We start from the raw sequence: 15,433 nt of genomic DNA on the forward strand, positions 1-15,433 counted from the left end.
GTAGCTCCGGGATTGGTTTGTCCTCGTCCCAGCGGGAAATAGCCTGTTTGGATATATCCAGGGCAGAGGCCAGTTCAGATTTTTTGCCGTTAAAGTGCGGCAACACTTCGCTTAATTTCAACATACTGAAAAGTAAACCATTGTTTACGATCGCGGTCAACCTTGTTTTACTTTTCTGCATTTTTTGTCGAATTGAAGGCCGGTATTTTCTGATGTTTTCATGCCTTTTAGCTTTGTTTTCGACGAATATGTTGATCGAATCATGGTGTCATGCTTCACTGTCGGCGCTTTTTTTAGACACAATAACAATAAGTTGAACAAGTAGAACTTACCAGTCGCCATGGAATGGCTGAGGCACCTGATAACAGCTTTTGGCAGAGGGGCATTGATGGATAAAGAATTTGAGAGTGTAGCGCGTTCCGCTTCTCCGCAAGACGGCTTTTTGCCCGATTTTTGTCAGGGAGAGGGCCTGTTGGCCGTCGTGGTGATGTCAGAGCTATTGGCGCTATTGATTGCTGTTGTCAATAGTGGTTTGCAGCAGTTTGACTGGGTGTTCTTTGCCAAAGTCTCCATGATGGCCTTGTGGATTTCTCTGTTAAGTGCTTTGTTGCTGTGTAAACTCCGGCCCTGGTTGTCGCAGCAGGATGTTACCAGGGCGGCTACTCTGGGTTTCATGGCAATTTTGCTAGTGGCTTTGCTTTGTGGTGCGTTTGCGGAGGCGGTGTTGTGGTGGTCATCTCCGGAATCGGTTGAATCGGCTTTTAATTTCTGGCGACCTGTCGAATTTCTCATTATCGCAGCTATTCCTGCGGGTATTATGCTCCGGTATCTGTTTTTGCAACAGCAGTTGCGGGTCAGGCAGCGAGCAGAGCTTGAGGCCCGTATTCAGGCGCTACAATCGCGGATTCGCCCCCATTTTTTGTTTAATAGTATGAACATGGTTGCCAGTCTGATCGGCTCGGATCCGGAAAAGGCAGAAAGGGTAATTGAGGACCTGTGCGATCTGTTTAGACACGCGCTGACGGATACACATGTATTGGTGCCCCTGCGGGATGAGCTGTCTCTCTGCCGACGCTACCTGGCGTTGGAAAAACTACGGCTGGGTGACAGACTGACGACAACATGGCAGATCGGTGATTACGGTGAAGGTGTGATGATCCCCTGTTTGACCCTCCAGCCCGTTGTGGAAAATGCGGTTTATCATGGTATTCAGCTGCTTCAGGAAGGTGGTGAAATTTCGGTTGAGGTAAAGCGGCGTGGTGACCAGATTGAAATTGTTGTGACTAATCCGCTGCATCGCGTCCAGCAACAGAACAAGGGCAATAAAATGGCCATGCACAATATTCGTGAGCGGTTGCATGCACACTTTGGCGGTAGTGCCCGTGTGACTGCAGAAACAACAGAAAATTGTTATATTACCCGCATTAAATATTCGGTTGCTCGGTAATAAACGATGATAAAAATAATGGTGGTGGATGACGAGCCGCTGGCTCGGGACAGGCTGACCCGGATGCTGGCCAATGTGTCTGACACGAAGCTGGTGGGGCAGGCGGGAAATGGGGAAGAAGCATTATCCGTTGCTCAGAAAGCCTCACCCGATCTGGTGTTTATGGATGTTCGTATGCCGGGGATGGACGGTTTGGCTGCAGCGCAGCATCTGGCTGAGTTGGAGCCGCCGCCGGCCATTATTTTTTGTACAGCATATGATGACTATGCCGTGGAAGCATTTTCTTCCCAGGCTGTGGGTTATCTCCTCAAGCCGGTGAAGCAGATAGAGCTGGAGCAGGCTGTGACGCGAGCGAAGCGCGTTAATAAGGCGCAGCTCGAGGAATTACAACAGGCGCCACAGTTGGCAAACGGTGATGGGCGCTCACATATCGCGTCGAAGACACGCCGTGGTGTAGACCTGATTGATCTTGCCAAGGTGCGCCTGTTTCAGGCGGACCATAAGTATGTCACGGCGTATCATACGGAAGGGGAAGCGCTGTTGGATGAAACCCTCAAGGATCTGGAAGAGGAGTTCGATGGTCGTTTTGTGCGGATTCATCGCAATGCACTGATCTCTCTGGGGCATATAGAGGGTTTGGAACGCAATACCGATGGGCAGTTTTTTGTCAGGTTGGAAGGGCTCGATATTCGTCCCCAGGTCAGTCGACGCCACGTGGCTCCACTGCGCAAGCTGCTGGATCAGTTATAGCGCTTGAATGCGTTCCAGGCAACCTCGTTACGGGAGTGGCTAACACTCTTTTTTATTCTGGGCTGTTATGATTTCAGAGCAGCAGATTTAACCCTTTTTGAGCCACTTTAACCTATGAGTCAACAATTACTGCGCATTGCTACCCGCAAAAGCCCACTAGCACTCTGGCAAGCAGAATATATAAAAGCTCGCTTGCTTGAACACCATTCGCAGTTGGTTGTAGAGCTGGTGACGTTTACGACCAGAGGCGACAAGATTCTGGATACTCCTCTGGCAAAAGTGGGCGGGAAGGGGTTGTTCGTGAAAGAACTGGAAAATGCCTTGTTGGATGGTCGTGCCGATATTGCTGTGCATTCGATGAAAGATGTTCCAATGGCGTTTCCCGATGGGCTGGGCTTGTCGGTCATTTGTGAAAGGGAAGATCCGACAGATGCTTTTGTTTCGAATCATTTTGACAGTCTTGAAAGCCTGCCTGAAGGCGCAAGGGTTGGCACCTCCAGTTTGCGTCGGCAGTGCCAGTTACGGGCACGGTTTCCCGAATTGCAGGTTCTTGATCTGAGGGGGAACGTGAACACCCGATTGCAGAAAATGGACGATGGGCAGTACGATGCAATTCTACTGGCATCGGCCGGATTACTGCGGCTTGAAATGGCTGACCGCATTCGTCAGCGTTTGTCTGCAGAGGATTCACTGCCTGCCGGAGGGCAGGGTGCAGTTGGCGTTGAGTGTCGGCTGATGGATACCATGGTGTTGTCGTTGTTACAACCGTTGCACCACCAGCCAACGGCTCAATGCGTATTGGCCGAGAGAGCGATGAACCAGCGACTGGAAGGCGGCTGTCAGGTCCCCATTGCCTGTTTTGCCCAGCGTCAGGAGCAGGCATCCGGCGATGTTGAAATCTGGTTGCGAGGGTTGGTTGGCTCTCCAGATGGCAGCGAAATTCTGCGTGACGAAATTCGGGGCTCCGAAGTCGAGGCCGAAGCGCTCGGCGTCGCTCTGGCCGAGCGCCTGCTGGCGCGTGGTGCAGACAGGATTCTACAGGCCGTTTATGGTGGCTGAGTCCGCCGATACAGTTTCCTTGAAAGGTATGGACCTGCTGTTGGTTCGCCCTGAGTCAGGCAATGACCAGTTTTCTTTAATGGCATCCGCGCAGGGAGCCAGTATTCACCACTATCCGGTCATGCAGATTGTTAATACGCCTGAGGCGCTTGACAATGCTTTATTGCAGCAGGCCGATGTGCTGGTTTTTGTCAGTCGCACAGCCGTTAATCAGGTTGTAGCCAGGCTTCAGAGGCAGGGCTTGCAGCTCCCTCCCCAGGCCAGCTGTTTTGCTATTGGCCGAAGCACAGCGCAGTTGCTGTCCGAGTTGAATATCGATGCGATAATACCGGATGGGCAACAGATGAGCAGTGAGGGTTTATTAAAGCTGCCTCAATTGCAAAATATGAGCGGTAAACGGGTGATGATCTTTGCTGGAGAGGGTGGTCGAGATCTGCTTGAAACGATTCTTTCCGAAAGGGGAGCTGAGGTGACAAAAATTGCTCTCTACCAACGCCAGAGGAGTACAGCCGCTGCCGGTGCCATTTGCGATGGGTTGCTGGCGAACGAGCTAAGTGCGGTGGTGGTACACAGTGGTGAGTTGCTGGAAAATCTGCTTTCCATAATATTGAGCTGTTCGCAACATCCCGCATTGATCAGATCGTTGCTCAAGTTGCCGGTTCTGGTGCCAGGCAACCGTGTGGCAGAACTGGCCCGGCAGAGCCAGTTTGACACAGTGATCGTGGCTGAATCAGCTTTGCCCGAGGACATGGTGTCAGCATTATTACGGTGGTACAGTAAGGATTAAAACCATGATAGGAATGACCGGTGGCTAAAGAAGAAAACCCCAGTGACAAGGCTGTGAAAGATGAAGCCGGGAAAGGGCAACCTGATAACGGTCAGGAAGCGCTTCAATCCGAGCAGGCAGGGCAAGCAGTGCCCGGCAAGTCCGAAGATGTTCCCGTTGGTGAGGGTTCGCTAACCTCGCAGTCCAAGGTTTCAGATGACATGGCCTCGGTAGCGGCAAGCGGGCCTGCGGTAGCACGCCAAAAATCGAGCGAGAAACTGTCGAAAAGCAAAGTCGATAAGAAAACAGAGGTGAAGGCATCCACTAAAAAAGCCGGTAATCCTGCTGTAACAAAAAAAACCAAACCCCGTCAGGACTCGTCTGTTGTGACGCCTTCTGTAACCGAAAAGGCCAAGCCGGGCCCGCAAGCAGGTTCGTCTGGAAACCATGAAACGGGTAAAAGCCAGACGCAAGAAAAGCCTGTTGAGCAGGCTGTTCCCCAAACCTCCGAAGACAAGCAGGGTACTTCAAACCAAAAAGATACCCCGACTAAAAAGGCCTCTAAAAGTGGTGGAATTTTCAGCGTGCTGTTGATTATTTTATTGCTGGCGGCCCTGGCTATGGGTGGGTACTGGATGTATACGCAGAGAGATCAGGGCGATGAATTGTTGCAGTTGATTAATCGTCAGCAGCAAACTGTCACCGCACTGGAGGCGATGCTGCGCGAAGAACGAATGCAGCGAGTGAAACAATCTGCTGTGCTGGAGGAAACGACCAATCATTTGCAGTTGAGACTCAATAGTCAGTCAAACAGGTTGCGAGAGCTGTCGACAACGACTCGAAATGACTGGCTGCTGGCGGAGGCGGAATATCTGATGCGCTTGGCTAATCAGCGACTGGTCACTGAGCGCAGTACTAAAAACCCTGTAGCACTATTGAATACGGCGGATGAAATACTGCGGGATCTGGACGAAGTGGATCTGTTTCCGGTGCGCAAAAGTCTGGCGGAGGATATCACGGTACTGCAGATGGTTGTTGATGTTGACAGGGAAGGCTTGTTTCTGCGATTGGGCGCTTTGTCGGATCAGCTCGTCAAGTTGCCTTTGCTGGATCGGAACCCTGCCGGTGAAAAAGAGCCGTCGCCTACAACGTCAGAGGATGAGGCTGTACTGGGCTGGCAAGGTAGGCTGTTGAGCAGTATGCAGCATCTGGTTTCGCAGCTGTCAGACCTGATTCGTGTGCAGCGCAGAGATAAACCTGTCGAACCTCTTTTATCGCAAGAAGAAGAACTCTTTGTGCGCCATAATCTGCGTATCCTGCTGGAGCAGGCACAATTGAGCCTGTTGCGGGAAGAGCAGGCAGTCTTTAAAGCGAGTCTGGATAAGGCCCAACACTGGGTCCGTCAGTATTTTCAGTTGAACGATAATGCCGACCGGTTAGTGACACAACTGGATGACCTTGCACAGCAGCCAGTGGTTCAGACGTTGCCTGATATCTCCGGTAGTCTTGAAGCGCTGAGAGAGTATATTGACAGCTGGCACAAACGCCGCAAGGTTTCACCGGCTGACTCCGAGGTTGGTGGTGATCGTGAGGTTGCGCCATGAGGCGACTGCTGCTGATTGTCGCATTGGTACTGTTAGTGGGCGGATTGATAGCCTGGCAAATGCAGTATGACAGTGGCTATGTGCTGATCTCTTATGGCAACTACAGCATTGATATGAGTATCTGGACAGCACTGTTAATACTCCTGCTGGCCAGCTTGCTGTGGCGGGCTGTCGGCGCGACGTGGCGGCTGATTCGGGCACCGGGCCAGGGTCTTCATTTGCACTGGTTTAACCGTGCAGAGCGTGGGCGAAAGCAAACAGCCAAAGGGCTACTGCAATTTATTGAGGGGCGCTGGGCACAGTCTATTCGCACATTAAAAAAGTCTGCTGGTCGATCTGAACTGCCTTTGGTTAACTGTCTTACTGCTGCTTTTGCTGCCCTAGAGCTGGGTGATTTTGAAGCGGCACGCAAACTGCTGCAACGAGCAGAGCAGATATCAGGCGGTGATATGTTTGCCGCTGATCTGCTGCGAGCCAGACTGTTGATCGCTGAACGCCATTATGAAGAGGCGCTGGCGCTATTAACCCGCTTGCATGAGGCTCAACCGAGTCACGTGCAATTGTTGAGAATGTTGGTAGAAGCCTATCAGGGATTACATGATTGGGGAAATGCCGAGAAATTGCTGGCTGATTGCCGTCGCTATCGCGCTTTACCCGAAGAACAGCTGGCGATGTTGGAGATCAGGGTTTATTCGGAGTTGTTGAAAGAGCAGGTTAGTAACGGGCAGGCCGGGCCCGAAATGCTTGTCTCACTCTGGCAGGAAATACCTTCGCATATGCGTCGGAGCCGGCAGATTATGGAGGTCTATCTTGATAGTCTCCAGCGGGTGGGGGAATTCAGCCGAGCAGAGCAATTGCTGAAGAAGATTCTTAAAAACGAATGGGATGACAAGCTGGTGAGACGTTTTGGCTTGCTTGGGAGTGAGGATCCTGCGACCCAGTTAAAAGTGGCCGAGGGGTGGTTGTCGGGTCATGCAAACAGTGCTGAATTGCAGCTTGCATTGGGGCGGATTTGTCAGAGAAATAAGTTTTGGGGCAAGGCCAGGGATTATTTTGAGTCATCTCTGGCGCTTGAGCCTCGCGCAGAAACATATGTCGAGCTGGCTCGATTAAACGCCCAGCTTGGCGATCAGGAGAAAAGTTTCCACTACTATAAAAAGGGGTTGTCGCAGGAGAAATCACTGGGCCAATTGTAACGTTGAAAAAGAAAATTTATATCTGTTTGACATAAAAAAGGCGCTCTTGATTTGAGCGCCTTGTACTGTCGGGTAGTGCGATTTCAATTACAGTTGAGGACCCGCATCAACAATATTTTGCGGCACTTCAAAGCTCTTGAAGTTGTCAATAAACAGTCCTGCCAGTTTGGCAGCCTGTGCGTCGTAAGCTGCATCATCACCCCATGTAGCTTTAGGGTTCAGGTAGCTATTGTCCACACCAGGAACATCATTAGGGATTTCCAGATTGAGAACAGGCAGCGTGGTTGTGGCTACGTCTTCCAAAGCGCCACTTTGAATCGCGGCGATAATGCCGCGGGTGACCGGGATCGGGAAACGGGAGCCTTTGCCTTCAGCGCCGCCAGCGCCACCCGTCCAGCCAGTGTTAACCAGATAGACTCGGCTGTCGAACTCTTCAATACGCTTCATCAGCAGTTCGGCATAAACCCCGGCCGGGCGAGGCATAAAGGGTGCCCCAAAACAGGTTGAGAACGCTGGCTGGATGCCTGATGCGGCGCCCATTTCCGTGGAGCCCACGCGAGCGGTGTAGCCACTCAGGAAGTGGTAGGCTGCAGCTTCTTTTGACAGGATTGATACTGGGGGTAATACGCCGGATACATCGCAGGTCAGGAAGATCACATTCTTGGGTTCGCCTGCACGGTTTTCCAGGCAGCGCATCTCCACATGTTCCAGTGGATAGCTGCAACGGCCATTCTCGGTGAGACTGGTGTCATCATAATCGGCGGTGCGGGATTCTTCGCTGATGACCACGTTTTCAACAATAGCGCCGAAACGGATGGCGTCCCAGATAACGGGTTCGTTTTTCTGGCTCAGGTTGATGGTTTTTGCGTAGCAGCCGCCTTCCATATTAAAGACAGAGCCTTTGGCCCAGCCATGCTCGTCGTCACCGATCAGATAGCGATCAGGGTCTGCAGACAAAGTGGTTTTACCGGTACCGGAGAGGCCGAAGAACAGGCAGGTATCACCGTTTTCTCCAACATTGGCCGCACAGTGCATAGGCATAACATCTTTTTCTGGCAGCAGGAAGTTTTGTACCGAGAACATGGCTTTTTTCATTTCGCCAGCGTATTTCAAGCCTGCAATCAATACTTTGCGTTGACCAATATTGATGATGCCGACTACTTCACTGTTGGTGCCATCTCTTTCCGGATCGCAGACAAAGTTGGCGGCATGGAGTATTTGCCACTTTTCCTTGTTGGCGGGGTTGTATTTTCCAGGGCGGATAAACATGTTGCGACCGAACAGGTTGTGCCAGGCAGTTTCAGTCGTCACTTTAACCGGAATATAGTGCTCTTGGTCCTGGCCGACGTGCAGGTGTGAGATAAAGCGGTCGCGCTCGGCAATATGTGCCTCTACCCGGTCCCAGAGTGCGTTGAACTTGTCTTGCGGGAATGGGCGGTTGACTGCTCCCCAGGCGATATCATCCTGAGTGCTGGGTTCTTCAACAATAAAACGGTCTGCGGGGGAGCGGCCGGTCCGCTCACCGGTAACGGCAACCAGTGCACCAGTATCAGACAGGCGACCTTCGCCCCGTTGAATAGCTTTTTCAATCAGCTCCGCCGAGCTCAGATCGGTGTAGGTTTTTACCGCAGAGTTTTCAATTTGCGTCATAGTGTTGATCCTGTCCTGTAGTCTTTGCGGGGGCACCGCTTTTGTTCACCGGATCTTCGAACTGCACCATATCGGAGCCCGGGTATTTAAAGGCGGGCAATTATGCCAGAAAATGATTGATTAGTGCAGCACTGGAGGCTGACCGAAAAAGATATTTTTAATATCTTCCTCGCTAAAGCGGTACGAATGCTGGCAGAAATGGCAATCCATGGTAACTTCGCCCAGTTCCGAGATGATGGACAACAGTTCTTCCTGGCCAATACTGCTCAGAGCCTGTCGGGTTCTCTCCATTGAACAGCTGCATTTGAACTGCAGCTCGGTTGAACCCAGAAGACGCAGTTGGTCCTGGTGAAACAGGCGAAATAACAGGGTTTCCTGGTCGAGATTGAGTTGCTCTTCAGCGGTTATTGTTTCGGCCAGCTGAGTAACATGTTGCCAAATTTGCCGGTTTTTTGCCTCATCTGCCTCCAGTTGCCTGGGAAGCGCCTGCAGTAACAGGCCTCCAGAGCGGTTCTGGTCCGCTTCGAGCCAGAATCGGGTGGGCAGCTGCTCTGATTGGGAAAAATAGTCTTCCAGGCATTTTGAAAGTGATGCGGATTCCAGTGGAACAATACCCTGGTAACGCTCACCTTGGGCCGGATCTATGGTGACAGCGAGATGTCCTTTGCCGATAAGTTGGCCAAGGCTGGCGTCGTCTGTAAAAATCGCAGAGTTGTCAAATTGCGCCAAACCTCTCAGTGCGTGATGTCGGGTGCAATCCACCATGATCATTGAGAGCGGGCCATCGCCACGTGCTTGCAGGGTGATGACTCCGTCAAATTTGAGTGTGGCACTCATGAGTCCGGCAGCAGCCAGCATTTCGCCCAGCAGATTCGCAATTGCCGGTGGATAGTTGCGATGTCGAATAATTTCCTGATAGCTTGCTTCCAGCGTAACGATGCCGCCGCGAATATCGGAGTGCTCGAAAATGAAGCGCTGTATTCTGTCTGCGTCTGATTTTATGTTTGCCATTGGTGATTTGCAGGTTGTGAGTACCGGGGCGCGCAATGTAGGTGAGATGCTTGCCTCTGTCCAGTGCCCATGAATGATAACGCTGCCTGTGAAGCGTTGCATTAACAGTCTGGGATTAGGTAGGCAGTCAACTATTATCCTGTTTGAAGCGGTGGATATGGCGACGCTGTTTTTTGTCGGGTTTCTGGCGCGGAGGCTGGAAACTATCCCTTGCAGCACGCCGTGTAGCAGCTTGCTCTTCTCTTGTGCGTCGGCTTTGTTCTGTTTCACGATAAAGTAGAGCCGCTTCGTTGGCGCTTCGGCGTTGTGCCGATAATGCAGTGACAACGACAGTTCTCTCTTCCTGGCCACGAGTGATTTTCAGTTCTGAGTTAACACTGATTTCTTTTGCCGGCTTTGCCCGCTGGCCGTCGATATGAATCTTTCCTCCGGTAATCGCTTCTTTGGCGAGTGCTCTGGTTTTGAAAAAGCGGGCAGCCCACAGCCATTTGTCCAGACGTATCTTTTTGTCTGAAGGTGTTGTGGTTGATTCATCGTGGTTGCTCGATTTCACGAGGTGCCGGGGCTGTTGTCGGGAAATATTTCGTTAAAGTGAGTAATGCTGGGGAACCGGTTGCTACTGGATGGTTGCTGCTGGCTATCCGGTTGCCGTATTCCCAGAACCTGGCTAATACCATATGCGCGGGCTGCTTCAAGGATGGTTTCAGAATCATCGATAAACAGGGTTTTGTCGGGTGCAAACTGTATTTCCTTTTGCAGTTTTTGCCAGAACAGCGGTGATTCCTTGGGATATCCGTATTGATGGGAAGAAATAATGGTATCCAGAGCTCCCTGAATGCCGGTGACCGAGAGCTTTAGTTCAAGGCTTTTGGGGTGTGCGTTGGTGACAAGCACTCTTTTTTTATTTTTTGCTGCGAGTTGCTGCAAAAACTCCTGCACGAAAGGACGCTCCTGTATCAGATGTTGAATTTCATCCTTGAGCGCCCGTATATCCAGTGAAAGCTCATCGGACCAGTATTCCAGGCAGTACCAGTCCAGAGTGCCGCGCTTTTCGTTGAATCGCTGATGGAGGTTTCGAATGGCTTGGTCGGGACAAACATTGTGATGGTCTGCGTATCGTTGTGGCAGGTGGTTAAGCCAGAAAAAATTGTCGAAGTGCAAGTCCAGCAAGGTGCCGTCCATGTCCAGTAATACGGTGTCAATGGTGTTCCAGTTAATGTTCAAAATACTGTTGTGCTCGTGGAGAGTTAAGTTCTGCTAAAGTGATTGTCTGGATGCAAAGGATTGTAGAAGAGGTATTAAAACGCAACACTGGATAAGGCGAAAGAATGAATTTTCATAGTGACAATGCTCTTGATCAGATCCCTGTTAAAGCGGTCTTGAAATCTGTGGTTGAAATCGCCCGCCAGGCCGGCGAGGCTATTCTCACGATTTATAACAGTGTTGAAAGCATAAATGTCACGATGAAGAGTGATAATTCCCCGCTTACGGCAGCCGATCTGACCGCTAACCGCATTATTTGTGACGGCTTGGGTGCTTTGTTGCCTGGTGTTCCGGTGCTTTCCGAAGAGGCAGAAATACCGGGCTATGAAGAGAGAAGCTCCTGGCGGCGGTATTGGCTTGTTGATCCTCTGGATGGCACGAAGGAGTTTATTCAACGCAATGGTGAGTTTACGGTCAATATCGCACTTATCGAGAATGGGGTGCCGGTCATGGGGGTGGTGTATGTGCCGGTAAAGCGCATTTCCTACTGGGGCGGGCAAGGGCTGGGTGCATTCAAGTGTGAGAATGGTGTTGAGGCGGCGATTCAGACGTGCAAGCTTCAGGATGGAAAGCCGGTAACAGTGGTTGCCAGCCGACGACATGGCGTTGACGCTTTGACAAAGCTGTTGGGACGAGTCACTGGCAAATTTAATTCAGTGGAAATCTTAAATATCGGCAGCTCTTTAAAATTATGCCTTGTTGCGGAAGGTGTTGCCGATTTTTATCCCCGAATGGCTCCGACTTCCGAGTGGGATACTGCGGCGGCGCAAGCAATTGTAGAAGCGGCGGGTGGTCGGGTTGTCGACGACAATCTGAGTGTTCTGCGCTACAACATGAAAGCAGACTTACTGAACCCCTACTTTTATGTCATAGGCGACACTGAGTATGACTGGCCAGGTGTGCTGGCGTGAAGTCTGGGATTGAGCGGCGAGAAGTCACTTTCTGTGTCGGGTTGCTGTTCCATGCATTTAAAAAATATCTTCCGGCAGCACAGAATTGTTTCTTTTGCTTCCTCCGGAGTCGGGGGCATCTTTTGACAGCTCAGGAACGTCCTCCTTGCGGAATATTTCAAAAATTGCGTTAGGGTCCGAAGGGTTGGCCCGGGTTCCGGTGGTCGGGTTTATTTTTACGGTAACCAGCCCCTCTGGCTGTAGTCTGATAACCTCGGGCTTGCCTTTTAATGCGGTAGCCATAAAGTCGATCCAGATAGGTAAAGCAGCAGAACCGCCGTACTCATTGCGACCAAGTGAGCGATTTTCGTCGTACCCGAGCCATGCTGTTGCAACGATGTGGGGACTGTAACCCGAAAACCAGGCGTCGCGAGGGCCATTGGTGGTGCCTGTTTTACCGGCGATATCGGCGCGTTTGAGCACAAGTGCTTTTTTGCCGGTGCCTTTTTTGATGACATCCTTGAGGATGTCATCAATGATAAAAGCTGCCCGCTCATCAACGACCCTGGGTGCCGCAGGTAGATCAATCGATGGTATGGAATGCGATTTTTTTATTGGCGCTGTTGTTGAAGGTGAGTTTTTTACAGCCGGTTCTTCGAGCGCCAACTCTGTTGCCAGGTCGTCTAGCGCGAGACCAAGAGAGTCGTTGTTCTCTTGAGTTGCAAGGTCCTCCAGTGGTTCTGCTTTCTTTTTGCAATCTCGACAGACAGTCAACGGTGTGGCGCGGAATAAAACGTTGCCATCTTTATCTGTGATGTGGCTAATAAGATAAGGTTCCACCTTGAAGCCACCGTTGGCAAGCACGGCATAACCCGTCGCGATTTTCAAGGGTGTGGTAGCATAACTGCCTAATACCAGAGACAGGTCTCTGGGCAGTGATGCTGCGTCAAAGCCGAATCGCTCCAGGCCATCGATAGCGCGGTTTACTCCCAGTGCACGCAGCAGGCGGATAGAGACCATGTTGCGAGACAGATACAGTGCCTTTCGCAGGCGGGTAGGGCCGTAGAATTTGCCGCTATCATTTTCCGGTCGCCAATAGCTTTCCAGAAGGTTGTCTTGAAAGACCACAGGTGCATCGTTGATTATGCTGGCGGCAGTGAAACCATTTTCCAATGCTGTTGTGTAAATAAAAGGTTTGAAGTTTGAGCCGGGCTGTCTCTCTGCCTGTGTCGCCCGGTTAAAGTTACTCTGGCTGAAATTAAAGCCGCCAACCAGCGCGCGAATGGCGCCGTCGTCAGGATTTAAGGCGACGATGGCCGCCTGAGCCTGTGGTAACTGAGCTATTTTCCAGCTGCCATCGGTTGCTGCCGTTACCCTGATCAGGTCTCCCGGCTTGAAGTGGCCCTCGGTCGATTCAATGGGCGCTGAGCGGCTATTTTGGGTACGGTACATGCGTAACCCCTTTAGACCATTTTCCCAGTTAACCACACCAGTTGCATTGCCAGCGAAAACAATGTCCAGCGATTGGGCGGTTACGCCGGATACAATGGCCGGTCTCAGGTTGTCGATACTGGAGGTTTGCCTGAGTACTTCCTGCCATTTCTCAGTGTTCGCAATGCGCTGTTCGGGCCCCCGATAACCATGCCGGGTGTCATAGTTAGTTACGCCCGACTGTATGGCCTGTTGGGCGGTGGCCTGTAATACGCTGTCCACAGTGGTAAATACCTGATAGCCATCGGTGTACGCCTGGCTGCCAAATTTGTCGAGTATCTCTCTGCGCGCCATTTCGGCAATATAGGGTGCATAAAGATCTGTTTTGTAGCCGTGATAGCTGGCCGATACCGGTTGATTTACAGCGAGCTGGAACTGTTCCGGGGTAAGGTATCCCAAGTGGTGCATGCGCTTGAGAATCCAGTTGCGACGTATCAGCGCCCGCTCGGGGTTAGCAATAGGGTTATAGGCGGACGGGGCCTTTGGCAGGCCCGCTATCATGGCGAGCTGCGCAGTGTTCAGCTGTTTGATGGATTTACCGTAGTAAACCTGTGCTGCGGCCTCGACCCCGTATGCGCGGTTTCCAAGATAAATTTTGTTGGCATACAGTGTGAGAATTTCTTCTTTTGTGAGCTCTTCCTCAATTCGAAGAGACAGGAGAATCTCATTAAACTTCCGGGTGAATGTCTGCGTGCTGCTCAAAAAGAAGTTACGTGCCACCTGCATGGTGATGGTGCTGCCACCGCTTTGGATCTCTCCGCTGACCACAAGCTGTGACGCTGCGCGAAGCAGGCCTTTGAAATCAACACCGTTGTGAGAGTAGAAACTGTCGTCTTCGGCGGATAATAGCGCCTGAATAAAAGTTGCCGGAATATCTTCAAATGAGATAGGTGTGCGCCGTTTCTCACCAAATTCGCCAATTAATTGCGAATTTTGTGAATAGATCCTCAATGGAATCTGTAATTTTACCTCTTTTAGGGTTTCCACCGTTGGTAATTTGGGGCTAAGGTAGAGGTATAACGATGCGCTCACAAGTAATGTTCCGCCTAATGACAGGGCGGACATCCAGAGAGCAAAGCGTTTAAAATGTTGGAATTTGATAATTTGATGCTCGGCTAAATTTAACGGATCGCCATTATAAGGCGATAAGATAATCATTACAGCACTTGCAAAGTTGCGCCAAATGGTTAAAGTTGCGCATTAGAAGATCTTCGTAACTATCGGGAAATAGAATAAAAATGGGATTTTTTGATTTCCTCAACAAGAAACCGAAAGCACTGCTGGGGGTGGATATTACCTCTTCAGCGGTCAAGTTGCTTGAGTTGAGCAGGCACGGAGATGGTTACCGGGTGGAAAGCTACCTGGTGAGACCGTTGCCGCCCAACACAGTGGTTGAAAAAAATATCAACGATGTTGAAGTTCTGTCGGAAACCATTCGCAAGGTGGTGGCGCAGTCCAGAGCCAAAGCCACCAATGCAGCAGCTGCAGTATCGGGGTCCTCTGTTATTACCAAAGTGATTGAAATGCCTGCGGGCCTCAACGATCAGGCTATGGAGACGCAGATAGCGCTGGAAGCTGATCAGTATATTCCATACCCCCTGGATGAAGTGGCTCTGGATTTTGAAGTTATCGGTGAATCCGAAAGTAATCCGGAGTTGGTCGATGTTCTGCTGGCCGCGTGCCGTCGGGAGAATGTGGATGTTCTTGCCGAGGCGCTGGAAATGGGAGGGCTGACCCCCAGGGCGGTGGATGTAGAAGTCTTTGCTGTTGAAAGGGTTTTTCAGCTGCTGCTTGATCAGATGGAAGATATGGATGGTCAGGTTGTTGCTATTGCTGATATCGGTGCGACCATGCTCACCCTCAGTGTGCTGGTTGATGGCAAGACGGTATATACACGGGAGCAGCTGTTTGGAGGCAAGCAGGTGACCGAAGAAATTCAGCGTCGTTACGGATTGTCCATGGAAGAAGCGGGGCAGGCAAAAAAGCACGGAGGTCTTCCCGAAGATTATGTTTCCGAGATTCTTGAGCCTTTTAAGGATGCGTTGGTTCAACAGATATCGCGGTCGTTACAGTTCTTTTTCTCTTCCAGCCAATACAATTATATCGATCAGCTCGTGCTTGCTGGGGGTGTTGCCGCGATGGAAGGGTTGCGGGAAGAGGTGGAGGAGAAGCTAGGGTTGCCAGTGATGGTGGCGAACCCGTTTGCCAATATGGCGGTTTCAAATCACGTGAATGCCGTTGCGCTTAATAATGATGCCCCGGCGTTATTGATTGCCGCCGGGCTTGCGATGAGGGGGTTGTAGTAG

At 51.1% G+C, this 15,433-nt stretch carries 13 protein-coding genes; 8 read left to right on the forward strand and 5 right to left on the reverse strand.

The window, feature by feature from the left end; genetic code table 11:
• Positions 1-388: 388 nt before the first annotated feature.
• From H7A02_01730 to H7A02_01755, 6 genes are all read left to right on the forward strand, one after another.
• Positions 389-1,447: a histidine kinase gene (locus H7A02_01730; protein MCP5170975.1), complete on the forward strand. Its 1,059-nt coding sequence runs from the start codon at positions 389-391 to the stop codon at positions 1,445-1,447.
• 9 nt (positions 1,448-1,456) lie between these two features.
• Positions 1,457-2,197, forward strand: a complete 741-nt coding sequence (locus tag H7A02_01735; protein MCP5170976.1) for a response regulator transcription factor — start codon at positions 1,457-1,459, stop codon at positions 2,195-2,197.
• A 114-nt stretch (positions 2,198-2,311) separates the two neighbouring features.
• Positions 2,312-3,256 (forward strand): hydroxymethylbilane synthase, encoded by a 945-nt coding sequence (gene hemC / locus H7A02_01740; GenBank protein MCP5170977.1) that lies wholly within the window; start codon positions 2,312-2,314, stop codon positions 3,254-3,256.
• Positions 3,246-4,043: a uroporphyrinogen-III synthase gene (locus tag H7A02_01745; GenBank protein ID MCP5170978.1), complete on the forward strand. Its 798-nt coding sequence runs from the start codon at positions 3,246-3,248 to the stop codon at positions 4,041-4,043. Before hemC ends, H7A02_01745 begins: the two co-directional genes overlap by 11 nt.
• A gap of 20 nt (positions 4,044-4,063) precedes the next feature.
• A complete protein-coding gene (locus H7A02_01750) occupies positions 4,064-5,626 on the forward strand; it encodes a uroporphyrinogen-III C-methyltransferase (protein ID MCP5170979.1) in 1,563 nt (520 codons plus the stop codon).
• The gene (locus H7A02_01755; protein MCP5170980.1) at positions 5,623-6,822 is read left to right on the forward strand and encodes a tetratricopeptide repeat protein; all 1,200 of its coding nucleotides are present in this window, start codon (positions 5,623-5,625) and stop codon (positions 6,820-6,822) included. Before H7A02_01750 ends, H7A02_01755 begins: the two co-directional genes overlap by 4 nt.
• 87 nt (positions 6,823-6,909) lie before the next feature.
• On the opposite strand, the gene H7A02_01760 is transcribed toward H7A02_01755, so the two are convergent.
• The 4 genes from H7A02_01760 to yrfG all read right to left on the reverse strand — a co-directional run bounded on the left by H7A02_01760 (position 6,910) and on the right by yrfG (position 10,701).
• Positions 6,910-8,472 carry a phosphoenolpyruvate carboxykinase gene (locus H7A02_01760; protein ID MCP5170981.1) on the reverse strand — a complete coding sequence of 521 codons (1,563 nt, stop codon included), beginning with the start codon at positions 8,470-8,472 and terminating at the stop codon, positions 6,910-6,912.
• A gap of 120 nt (positions 8,473-8,592) precedes the next feature.
• Positions 8,593-9,483, reverse strand: a complete 891-nt coding sequence (gene hslO / locus H7A02_01765) for an Hsp33 family molecular chaperone HslO (protein MCP5170982.1) — start codon at positions 9,481-9,483, stop codon at positions 8,593-8,595.
• A 127-nt stretch (positions 9,484-9,610) separates the two neighbouring features.
• Positions 9,611-10,036 (reverse strand): hypothetical protein, encoded by a 426-nt coding sequence (locus tag H7A02_01770; GenBank protein ID MCP5170983.1) that lies wholly within the window; start codon positions 10,034-10,036, stop codon positions 9,611-9,613.
• Positions 10,033-10,701: a GMP/IMP nucleotidase gene (gene yrfG, locus H7A02_01775; protein ID MCP5170984.1), complete on the reverse strand. Its 669-nt coding sequence runs from the start codon at positions 10,699-10,701 to the stop codon at positions 10,033-10,035. The genes H7A02_01770 and yrfG overlap by 4 nt, the downstream gene beginning before the upstream one ends.
• A gap of 110 nt (positions 10,702-10,811) precedes the next feature.
• Here yrfG and cysQ point away from each other — a divergent pair, with 110 nt between their 5' ends.
• Positions 10,812-11,657 carry a 3'(2'),5'-bisphosphate nucleotidase CysQ gene (cysQ, locus tag H7A02_01780; GenBank protein ID MCP5170985.1) on the forward strand — a complete coding sequence of 282 codons (846 nt, stop codon included), beginning with the start codon at positions 10,812-10,814 and terminating at the stop codon, positions 11,655-11,657.
• A gap of 57 nt (positions 11,658-11,714) precedes the next feature.
• On the opposite strand, the gene H7A02_01785 is transcribed toward cysQ, so the two are convergent.
• Entirely contained in the window at positions 11,715-14,192 is a 2,478-nt protein-coding gene (locus H7A02_01785; protein ID MCP5170986.1) for a penicillin-binding protein 1A, read from the reverse strand.
• Between the two features lie 173 nt (positions 14,193-14,365).
• Between H7A02_01785 and H7A02_01790 the strand changes: the two genes are divergently transcribed.
• Positions 14,366-15,430, forward strand: coding sequence for a pilus assembly protein PilM (locus H7A02_01790; GenBank protein ID MCP5170987.1), 1,065 nt, complete (start codon positions 14,366-14,368; stop codon positions 15,428-15,430).
• Positions 15,431-15,433: the final 3 nt, after the last annotated feature.

It is taken from the genome of Pseudomonadales bacterium (genome assembly GCA_024234435.1).
GTDB lineage: Bacteria > Pseudomonadota > Gammaproteobacteria > Pseudomonadales > Porticoccaceae > JACKOF01.